An 11,345-nucleotide genomic window follows, 5' to 3' on the forward strand; every position below is an offset into this window, starting at 1 on the left:
TGCACCGCCAGGTGCAGGGCCACCAGGGAGGACGAGCAGGCCGTGTCGACGGTGACGGCGGGGCCTTCCAGCCCGAAGGTGTAGGACAGCCGGCCGGAGACGACGCTGGCGGCGTTGCCGGTCAGCATGTAGCCCTCGAAGTCCTCGCCGGACGCGGCGAGCATGCCGGTGTAGTCCTGGCCGTTGGTGCCCGCGAAGACACCGGTACGGCTGCCGCGCAGGGCCCGCGGGTCGATCCCGGCCCGCTCGAACGTCTCCCACGCCATCTCCAGGAGCAGCCGCTGCTGCGGGTCCATGGCGAGCGCCTCACGCGGCGAGATGTTGAAGAAGGCCGGGTCGAAGTCGGCGGCGTCGTCGAGGAAGCCGCCGGTGCGGGTCGTGACCTTGCCCGCCCTGCCGGGTTCGGAGTCGAAGAGGGCGCCGAGGTCCCAGCCGCGGTCGTCGGGGAAGGGCACCAGGCCCTCTTCGCCGGCGAGCAGCATGCTCCACAGCTCCTCGGGGGTGCGCACCCCGCCGGGGAAGCGGCAGCCCATGGCGACGATGGCGATGGGGTCGTCCGTCTGGGGGCCACGTCGTACGACGGCGGCCGCGGCCGGGGCCGTGGCGTCGGCGGTGCCGGTGTCCGTCGCGGTCTCCGCGACCTCCGCGAGCAGGAAGTCGGCCAGGGCCCGGCAGGTGGGGTGGTCGAAGACGAGCGTGCTGGGCAGGCGCAGGCCGGTGATGCGGTTCATGCCGTTGCGCAGTTCGACCGCGCTGAGCGAGTCGATGCCCAGGTCGGTGAAGGGCCGCGCGGGGTCGACCGCGTCGGCGGAGGCGTGGCCGAGGACGCCGGCGACATGGCCGCGCACGATGTCCAGGACGGCGTCCGCCCGCTCGTACGCGGGCAGGGCGCTGACGTGGGCCTGCAGCGAGGAGATCTCTGCGGTGTCGGGTCCGGAGTCGCCTTGCGCAGCGTCCAGGGCCCGGCGGGCGGCGGGCAGTTCGTCCAGCAGGTGGCTGGGCCGGGGGGCGGTGAAGGACGGCGCGTAGGTGTCCCAGCGCAGGTCGGTCACGACGACGTGGGTGTCGTCGAGGTCGAGGGCCCGGCCGAGGGCCTGGCAGGCGGTGTCGGTGTCCATGGGGTGGACGCCGTGGCGGCGCATGCGCTCGCCCGCCGCGTCGCCGACCATGCCGCCGTCGGCCCACAGGCCCCAGGAGACGGCGGTGGCGGGCAGCCCCGCGGCGCGGCGTTCGGCGGCGAGGGCGTCGAGGTAGGCGTTGCCCGGGGCGTAGTTGGCGAGGCCGGCGCCGCCGAGGACACCGGCGGTGGAGGAGAACAGGACGAAGGCGGACAGGTCGAGGTCGCGGGTGAGCTCGTGCAGGACGCGGGCCGCGGTGGCCTTGCCGTGCAGGACCCCGGCCATGCGCTCGGGGGTGAGGGAGTCGATCACGCCGTCGTCGAGGACGCCCGCGGCGTGGAAGACGGCGTCGAGCGGCCGGTCGGCGGGCAGGCCCGCGAGCAGCTCGGCGAGGACGGCGCGGTCGGCCGCGTCGCAGGCGGCGAGGGTGACCTCGACGCCGCGGGCGGCGAGTTCGTCGCGCAGTTCCGCGGCTCCGGGGGCGTCGGCTCCGCGGCGGCCGGCCAGCACCAGGTGGGTGGCGCCGCGGTCGGCGAGCCAGCGGGCGACGTGCCGGCCGAGGGCACCGGCGCCGCCGGTGACCAGGACGGTGCCGCGCGGCCGCCAGGGCTCGGCCGGTTCGGCGGTGCCGGGGGCGTGCACCAGGCGGCGGCCGTAGGCGCCGGAGGCGCGCAGCGCTGTCTGGTCCTCCTGGCCGGGGTCGGCGAGGAGGGCGGCCAGGCGGGTGCCGGTGCGGGCGTCGAGGTCGGCGGGCAGGTCGATGAGGCCGCCCCAGCGGTCGGCGTGTTCCAGCGCGGCGACCCGGCCGAAGCCCCAGACGAGGGCCTGGGCAGGGACGGGGGCGGGATCGGCGGTGCCGACCGCGACCGCGCCGCGGGTGGCGCACCACAACGGGGCGTCGGCCCCGAGGTCGCCGAGGGCCTGGACGAGGGCGAGGGTGGTGGCGAGACCGACGGTGACGCCGGGCAGCGCGGGGTGGTCGCGAGTGTCCAGGGCGAGCAGGGAGAGCACCCCGGCGGGCCGGTCGCTGCGGTCGGCGTTCTCGGCCGCGAGCAGGTCGACGAGTGCCGCGCGGTCTGGTGCGCCGTCGGGCAGGACGATCCGCCGCACGGTGCGGGCGCCGCCCGCGGTCAGGGCGTCGGCGATCTGGTCGGCGGTGGCGGCCTGTCCGGCCTCGTCGGCGGGGACGAGAAGCAGCCAGGTGCCGGTGAGGGCGGCGGCGCCGAGGGTGAGGGGGCTGAAGGAGACGGCGTAGCGCAGGGCGTCGGCGGTGGCCCGCTCGCGTCCGGCGCGCCGCCACTGGGACAGGGCGGGCAGGAGCCTGCTCAGCGGGGCGTCCGCGGGCAGGTCGAGCTCCTCGGTGAGGCCGCGCAGGTCCTCCTGTTCGACGGTCTCCCAGAAGCGGGCCTCGAGGGAGTCGGGCGCCAGCTGAGCGTCGGTGTCGGCCAGGGCGGTCTCACGGACCGTGGGCCAGTAGCGGCGGTGCTCGAAGGGGTAGGTGGGCAGGTCGGTGCGGACGGCTCCGGTGCCGGCGAACACGGTCTCGAAGTCGACGTCCACGCCGTGCAGATGGGCTTCGGTGAGGGCGGTGAGGAACTGCCTCAGGTCGCCCTGCTCCCGGCGGAGCGAGCCGAGGACGGCGCCGTCGGCGCCGGCCGCGTCGAGGCTGTCGCGCAGTCCGACGGCGAGCACCGGGTGCGGGCCGACCTCGATGAACGTGCGGTGTCCGGCGGCGATCAGGCCGCGGACGGCTTCCTCGAAGCGGACGGTCTCCCGCAGGTTGGTGTACCAGTAGCCGGCGTCCAGGGCGGTGGTGTCCAGCCAGTCGCCGGTCAGGGAGGAGTGGAAGGGGATCTCGCTCTCCCGGGGCTCGATGCCGGCCAGGGCCTCGCGGACGGTGTCCTCGATCTGTTCGACCTGCGGGGAGTGCGAGCCGTAGTCGACGTTCACCTTGCGGGCGCGCACCCCGTCCGCGACGAGCGCGGCGTACATCTCCTCCAGTGCCTCGGCCTCGCCGGAGACGACCGCGGAGGACGGGCCGTTGACAGCGGCCAGCGCGAGCCGTCCGTCCCAGGGAGTCATGCGGGCGCGGGTGTCGTCGGCGCTCAGCGGGACGGACATCATGCCGCCGGTGCCGGCGATGCGGGTGAGGGCGCGGCTGCGCAGGGCGACGACGCGGGCACCGTCCTCCAGGGAGAGCGCGCCGGCCGCGCAGGCGGCGGCGATCTCACCCTGGGAATGGCCGACCACGGCGGCCGGCCGGACTCCGTGGGCCAGCCACAGGGCGGCGGTGGAGACCATCACGGCCCACAGGGCGGGCTGGACGACGTCGACGCGGCCGAGGTCGGCGGCGCCTTCGTCGCCGCGCAGCACCGCGCTCAGCGACCAGTCCGTGTACGGGGCGAGGGCCTGTTCGCAGCGCTCGATCCACTGGGCGAACTCCGTCGACTCGGCGAGGAGTTCGCGGGCCATGCCCGCCCACTGGGCGCCCTGTCCGGGGAAGACGAGGACGGGCTCGGCGCCGCCCGGCACGGCCTGGGCGAGCAGCGCGGGCGCGGTGAGCGGCCCGTCGGCTGCCAGTGCGGCGAGCGTCTCGTCGAGGCCGGTGACGTCGTCGGCGAGGACGGCGGCCCGGTGGGTGAAGGCGGCGCGGCCCACGGCGAGGGTGTAGGCGAGGTCGGTGAGCGGGGTGCCGGGGCGGGCGCGCAGGTGGGCGCGGAGCCGGGCGGCCTGGGCGCGCAGCGCGGCGGGGGTGCGGGCGGACAACAGCACGGGTACGGCGGGCAGTCCGGCCGTGGCGGGCGGCCGTACGGTCGTGTCGTCGGGGGCCTGTTCGACGATGACGTGGGCGTTGGTGCCGCTCATGCCGAACGAGGACACGCCGGCACGGCGGGGTCGGCCGGTGTCGGGCCAGGGCTGTTCCTCGGTGAGGAGTGCGACCCGGCCGGCGCTCCAGTCGACGTGCGGGGTGGGGTTCTCGGCGTACAGGGTGCGGGGCAGGACGCCTTCGCGCAGGGCGGTCACCATCTTGATGACGCCTCCGACACCGGCGGCGGCCTGGCTGTGACCGATGTTGGACTTCAGCGAGCCGAGCCACAGCGGCCGGTCCTCGGCGCGGTCCTGGCCGTAGGCGGCGATGAGGGCCTGGGCCTCGATGGGGTCGCCGAGGGTGGTGCCGGTGCCGTGCGCCTCGACGGCGTCGACGTCCTGCGGGGTCAGTCCGGCGGCGGCGAGGGCCTGGCGGATGACGCGCTGCTGCGAGGGCCCGTTGGGGGCGGTCAGTCCGTTGGAGGCGCCGTCCTGGTTGAGGGCGCTGCCGCGGATGACGGCGAGGACCTGGTGGCCGTTGCGGCGGGCGTCGGAGAGCCGTTCCAGGACGACCATGCCGACGCCCTCGGCCCAGCTGGCGCCGTCGGCGTCCGCGGAGAACGGCTTGCAGCGGCCGTCCTCGGCGAGGGCGCGCTGCCTGCTGAACTCGATGAGGGAGCCCGGCGTCGACATGACGGTGACACCGCCGGCCAGGGCGAGCGAGCACTCCCCCTGTCGCAGGGACTGCGCGGCGAGGTGCAGCGCGACCAGGGAGGAGGAGCAGGCGGTGTCGACGGAGACGGCGGGGCCCTCCAGGCCGAGCGCGTAGGAGATGCGGCCGGACAGGACGCTGGGCGAGTTGCCGGTGCCGACGTAGCCCTCGAAGGTGTCGTCGGAGGCGGCGAGGATCGTCACGTAGTCCTGGTAGGTGACGCCGGCGAAGACGCCGGTGTCGGAGCCGCGCGCGCCGGCCGGGTCGACGCCCGCCCGCTCCAGTGCCTCCCAGGAGACCTCCAGGAGCAGCCGCTGCTGCGGGTCCATGGCGAGGGCCTCGCGCGGCGAGATGCTGAAGAACGCCGGGTCGAAGCGGCTGGCGTCGTGCAGGAAGCCGCCCTCGCGGGTGTAGACGGTGCCGGGGTGGTCGGGGTCGGGGTGGTAGAGCCGCTCGGGGTTCCAGTTGCGGTCGGTGGGCAGCGGCGAGATGCCGTCCGCTCCGGCGCGCACCAGGTCCCACAGGTCCTCGGGACTGTTGACGCCGCCGGGGTAGCGGCAGGCCATGCCGACGACGGCGATCGGGTCGTCGTCGACGGGGCGCCGGGCGGCGGTCACGGGGGTGCCTGCCGCGGCGGTGCCGAACAGGTCGTCGGCGAGGTGCGCGGCGAGCGCGGCGGGGGTGGGGTGGTCGAAGACGAGGGTGGCGGGGAGGGTGACGCCGAGGGCGGCGCTGAGCCCGTTGCGCAGTTCGACCGCGGTGAGCGAGGTGAGGCCGAGGTCGGTGAAGGGCCGGGCGGGCTCGATCTCGTCGGCGGTGGCGTGGCCCAGGACGGCGGCGGTGCGGTCGCGGACGGTGGCGAGCAGGGTCCGGGCGCGTTCGGCGGCGGGCCGGGCGGCCAGGCGTTCCAGCAGGCTGCCGGCGGGCTGGGTGCGGGCGGCGGCGCGGCGGCGGACCGGTTCGGCCTGCGGCGCCGCGGGCCGCGGGGCCGTTTCTGTGACGGGCGTGACGCCGGGCACGGGGCGCAGCAGCAGCGAGCCGACGGTGAGGACCGGGTCGCCGACCGCGTCGGCCGCGGTCAGGGCGAGGGTGTCGGGACCGGTGCGCTCCAGCCGGACGCGCAGGGTGGTGGCGCCGGTGGCGTGGAGCTGGACCGGTCCGGCGGAGAACAGGACGCGTCCGTCGCCGAGGCCGTCGAACGCGCCGAGGCCCAGCGGGTGCAGGGCGGCGTCCAGGAGCGCCGGGTGCAGGTCGTGGCGGGCGGCCTCGTCGGCGGCCGAGGCGGGCAGGGCGACCTCGGCGTACACGGCCGTGTCGTCCCGCCAGGCGGCCAGCAGGCCCTGGAAGACGGGGCCGTGGTCGAGGCCGGCCTCGCGCAGCCGTGCGTACAGGCCGTCGGTGGGCAGTTCCTCCGCGCCGGGCGGCGGCCAGGCGGTGAGGTCGTGCGCGGGGAGCGACTCGGTCTGCGCCGACAGGACACCGCCCGCGTGCCGGGTCCAGTCGGCGGCGCGGCGGGCGTACACGCCGAAGGCGCGGTCACCGCGGGCGTCGGGCGTCTCGACCCTGATCTGCAGGGCGACACCGCCGTGCTCGGGCAGCGGCAGCGGGTTCTCCAGGACGAGTTCGCGGACCTGCGGGCGGCCCGCGACGGCGCCGGCGTGCAGGGCGAGGTCGAGGAAGGCGGTGCTCGGCAGGACGGCGGTCCCGCCGATCCGGTGCGCGGCGAGCCAGCCGTTGCCGTCGGCGGTGAGGCGGCCGGTCAGCAGCAGGGTGTCGTCGACCGCGGACGGGACGACCGCGCCGAGCAGCGGGTGGGCCGCGGTGACGAGTCCGGCGGCTGCGGGGTCGCCGCTCCCCTTGGCCGACTCGATCCAGTAGGGGCGGTGCTGGAAGGCGTAGGTGGGCAGGTCCACCGGGCGGGAGCCGGGGGCGGTGGCGGCGAGCAGGGCGCGCCAGTCGACCGGGACGCCGCGGGTGTGCAGGGCGCCGACGGCCGTCAGCAGGGTCTCGGTCTCGTCCCGGTCGTCGCGCAGCACGGGCACGGCGAGCGGGGCGGTGCCCCGCCAGGCGTTCTGGGCGAGCGCGGTCAGCGTGGCGTCGGGCCCGAGCTCCACCAGGCGGGCCGTGCCCAGCTCCTGGAGGGCGGCGACCCCCTCGGCGAAGCGCACGGTGTGCCGCACGTGCCGCACCCAGTACTGGGGGTCGGTCAGTTCACCGGGCCCGGCGGGCCGGCCGGTGAGGTCGGACACGAGCGGGACGGCAGGTTCGGCGTAGGCGACGGTGGCGGCGACCGCGCGGAAGTCGTCGAGCATCGCCGCCATGCGCGGCGAGTGGAAGGCGTGGCTGACGCGGAGCCTGGTCGTTCGGCGGCCCAGCGCGGCGAAGTGGGCGGCGACGCCGTCGGCGGCGTCCTCGTCGCCGGCGACGACGACCGAGCGGGGGCCGTTGACGGCGGCGAGCCCCAGAGCGTCCTCGCGGCCGGCCAGCAGCGGCAGCACCTCGTCCTCGGCGGCCTCCAGGGCGATCATGGCGCCGCCTTCCGGCAGGGCCTGCATCAGCCGGCCGCGCGCGGCGACCAGACGGCACGCGTCGGGCAGGGAGAACACCCCGGCCACGTGGGCGGCGGCCAGTTCGCCGATGGAGTGGCCGATGAGGACGGAGGGGCGCACCCCGAAGGACTCCAGCAGCCGGTGGAGGGCGACCTCCACGGCGAACAGGGCCGGCTGGGCGTACTCGGTGCGGTGGAGGACGTCGGGGTCGGCGTCGGCGACGACCTCGGCGAGCGGGCGCGGCAGCAGCCCGTCGAAGTGCGAGCAGACGGTGTCGAAGGCGTCGGCGTAGGCCGGGAAGGCGTCGTACAGGCCCCGGCCCATGCCGGGGCGCTGAGTGCCCTGTCCGGCGAAGAGGAAGGCGGTGCCGCCCCGGGTGAGGGTGTCACCGGTGACGGCGCCGGGCGGGTTCCCGCCCTCGGCGAACGCGGCGAGCGCGGTCAGCAGCGCGTCGCGGCCGGTGCCGGTGACGACGGCGCGGTGCTCCAGGGGGGCGCGCGTGAACGCCAGGGCGTGGGCCACGTCCGCCGGGTGCAGGTCGGGGCGGGCCTCGAGGTGGGCGAGGAGCCGGGCCGCCTGGTCGCGCAGCGCGGCCGGGCCGCCCGCGGACAGCGGCCACGTGACGGCGCGGTCGGCGCGGTCGGCGCGGCGGGCGGGAACAGCGGGCGGCGCGGGCGGTTCGGCGACGATGACGTGGGCGTTGGTGCCGGAGACGCCGAAGGCGGAGACACCGGCGCGGCGCATACGGTCACCGGCGGGCCAGGCCACGGGTTCGGTCAGCAGCCGCACGTGCCCGGCGGTCCAGTCGACGCGGGAGGAGGGACGCTCGGCGTGCAGGGTGCGCGGGAGGGTGTTCTCCCGCAGGGCGAGGACCATCTTGATCAGGCCGACCGCTCCGGCGGCAGCCTGGGTGTGACCGAGGTTGGACTTGGCGGAACCCAGCCACAGCGGGCGGTCCTCCGGCCGGTCCTGGCCGTAGGCGGCCAGGACCGCCTGGGCCTCGATGGGGTCGCCGAGGGCGGTTCCGGTGCCGTGCGCCTCCACCGCGTCCACGTCGGCCGGGGACAGCCCCGCCGAGGCCAGGGCCTGCCGGATGACGCGCTGCTGGGAGGGGCCGTTGGGGGCGGTCAGCCCGTTGGAGGCGCCGTCCTGGTTGACGGCGGTGCCCTCGACGACGGCGAGGACCGGGTGGCCGTTGCGGCGGGCATCGGAGAGCCGTTCGACGACCAGGACGCCGACGCCCTCGGCCCATCCGGTGCCGTCGGCGTCGTCGGAGAACGCCTTGCAGCGGCCGTCGGGGGCGAGGCCGCCCTGGAGGCTGAACTCGACGAACGCCCCCGGGTCGGCCATGACGGTGACGCCACCGGCCAGGGCGAGGTCGCACTCGCCGGAGCGCAGCGACTGCACGGCCAGGTGCAGGGCGACCAGCGAGGAGGAGCAGGCCGTGTCGATGGTGACGGCCGGTCCCTCCAGGCCGAGGGTGTAGGCGACGCGGCCGGAGACCACGCTGCCGGCCTGCCCGGTGAGCAGGTGCCCGCCGAGTCCCTCGGGGACCTCGGTGAGGCCGGTGGCGTAGCCGGAGCTGCCGGCGCCGACGAAGACGCCGGTGCGGGAGCCCTTCAGCGCGGTCGGGGCGACACCGGCGCGCTCCAGCGCCTCCCAGGATGTCTCCAGGAAGAGCCGCTGCTGCGGGTCGAGGGCCTGCGCCTCGCGGGGGCTGATGCCGAAGAACGCGGCGTCGAACGCGGAGGCGTCGGCGAGGAACCCGCCCGAGCGGGTGTCGCTGGCCTCCCACAGGGCCGTGAGGTCCCAGCCCCGGTCCTCGGGGAACCCGCCGACGGCGTCGCCGCCGGACGCGAGCAGCTCCCACAGCCGGTCGGGCCCGTCGACGCCACCGGGCAGCCGGCAGCCCATGCCGACGATGACGACCGGGTCGGTGCCGGTGCTCGCCACGGCCGTCCCGGGCCGCCGCTCCCCCGTCCCGTACAGCTGCTCGCGCAGATGGGCGGCGACGGCGGCCGGGGTGGGGTGGTCGAAGACGAGGGTGGTGGGCAGGGCGACGCCGGTCTCGGCGGTGAGGTCGTTGCGCAGTTCGACGGCGGTGAGGGAGTCGAAGCCCATGTCGCGGAAGGCTCGGCCCTCGGCGACGGCGGCCGAGTCGGAGTGGCCGAGCGCGCCGGCTGCACGACGGCGCACCAGCTCCAGCAGGACGGCGTCACGCTCCTCGGCGGAGAGCGGGTCGAGCCGGTCGCGCAGCGCACCGCCCGCGGCGGTGCCGGACGCGGGGGCACCGGGGCCGGCCGCGGCGGTGGTCGCCTCGGCGGCCTCGGGCAGGCCGGCGAGCAGCGGGCTGGGACGGCCGGTGGTGAACGCGGGGGCGAACCGGGCCCAGTCGACGTCGGCGACGACGACGGAGGTGTCCTGTGCGGCGAGCGCGCGGCCGAGCGCGGTCAGCGCCGTGTCCGGGTCGAGCGGGCGCAGTCCGCGTCGGCGCAGTGTCTCCTGCGCCTGCGGGTCGGCGGCCATGCCGGTGCCGTCCCAGGGACCCCAGGCGACGGACGTGCCGGGCAGGCCGCGGGCGCGGCGGCGCTCCACCAGGGCGTCGAGGTGGGCGTTGGCGGCGGCGTAGGCGGCCTGTCCGCCGCTGCCCCACACACCGGCGATGGAGGAGAACACCACGAACGCCGACAGGTCGCTGTCGCGGGTGAGGGCGTCGAGGTGGTCGGCCGCGTCGGCCTTGGCCCGCAGGACGGCGGCGAGCCGGTCCGGCGCGTAGTCGGTGATCACGTCGTCGTCGAGGACGCCGGCGGCGTGCATCACGGCGTCGACGGGGTGGGCGGCCAGCAGCCGGGCCACGGCGTCCCGGTCGCCCGTGTCGCAGGCGACGACGGTCACCTTCGCGCCGAGCCGGGCGAGGTCGGCGCGCAGGCCGTCGGCGCCGGGCGCGTCGGGGCCGCGACGGCCGGCGAGTACCAGCTCGCGGGCCCCGCGCTCGACGGCCCAGCGGGCGACGCGGGCGCCCAGGGCGCCGGTGCCGCCGGTGACGAGGACACGGGACGGGGCGGTCCACTCCCCGGTGGTGGCGGGCGCCGGAGCGTGGGCGAGGCGGCGGGCGTGGGCGGTGCCGCCGCGGACGGCGACCTGGTCCTCGGTGCCGGCGACGAGGACGGCGGCGGCGCGGGCGAGGGCACGGCGGTCCGGCCGGGCGGGCAGGTCGAGCAGCCCGCCCCAGCGGTCGGGGTGCTCCAGCGCGGCGACGCGGCCCAGTCCCCACACGGCGGCGGCGGCCGGCTCGACGGCGGCCTCCGTACCACTGCCGACGGTGACGGCTCCGCTGGTCAGCAGCCACAGCGGCGCGGTGGTCCCGGCGTCGGCGTGGGCCTGCACGACGGCCAGGGCCGCGCCGACGCCGGGCAGGCAGGAGAGCACACCGGCGACCGGGGCGCCGTCGACGGCGTCGGAGAGCAGGTCGGCCAGCGCGGTCCGGTCGGCGTCGTCGGGGCAGGTCAGGCGCTCGACGCCCGGCAGGAACTCCTCGATGCCGTCGAGCGCGGTGTCGTTCCCGGCCGTGTCGTTCCCGGCCTGGAGCAGCAGCCACCGTCCGGTGTCCGCTTCCCGGACCTCGGCGGGGTCGAGGCGCTGCCAGCGGACGCGGTAGCGCCAGGAGTCGGCGGCGACCCGCTGGGACTGAGCCTGCCGGTACGAGGCCAGCGCGGGCAGCACGGTACCGAGGGTGCCGTCGTCCAGGTGCAGCGCGTCGGCGAGTCCGCGGGTGTCACCGCGTTCGACGGCCTGCCAGAATGCGTCCTCGGCGGGCGCGGCGGCACCGGCCGCCCGGTCGTCGGCGCGGCGCGGCTCGGGCCAGTACCAGCGGCGCTGGAAGGCGTAGGTGGGCAGTGGAACGGTCCCCACGGCACCGAACATCGCGGCCCAGTCCACCCGCGCACCCGTCGTGTGCAGCGTCGCGAGGGCCGCGATCAGCGCGTCCGCCTCGGCCCGGTCCTTGCGCTGCGCGGCCACGCAGACCGGGTCGGCGCTGTCCCCGAGCACGGTGCGGGTGATAGCGGTGAGGGTGGCGTCGGGGCCCAGTTCGACGAACCGGGTGACGCCCTTCCCTGCCAGGGTGGTGATGCCGTCGGCGAACCGGACGGCCTCGCG

The 11,345-nt window shown here is 76.9% G+C and carries 1 protein-coding gene; it reads right to left on the reverse strand.

Annotated elements, in window-relative coordinates; genetic code table 11:
- A partial coding sequence (locus ACIBBD_RS38615) for a type I polyketide synthase (RefSeq protein ID WP_399424678.1) occupies nucleotides 1-11,345 on the reverse strand: 11,345 nt, incomplete at both ends.

The organism is Streptomyces sp. NPDC051315 (assembly GCF_044455165.1).
Lineage (GTDB): Bacteria > Actinomycetota > Actinomycetes > Streptomycetales > Streptomycetaceae > Streptomyces.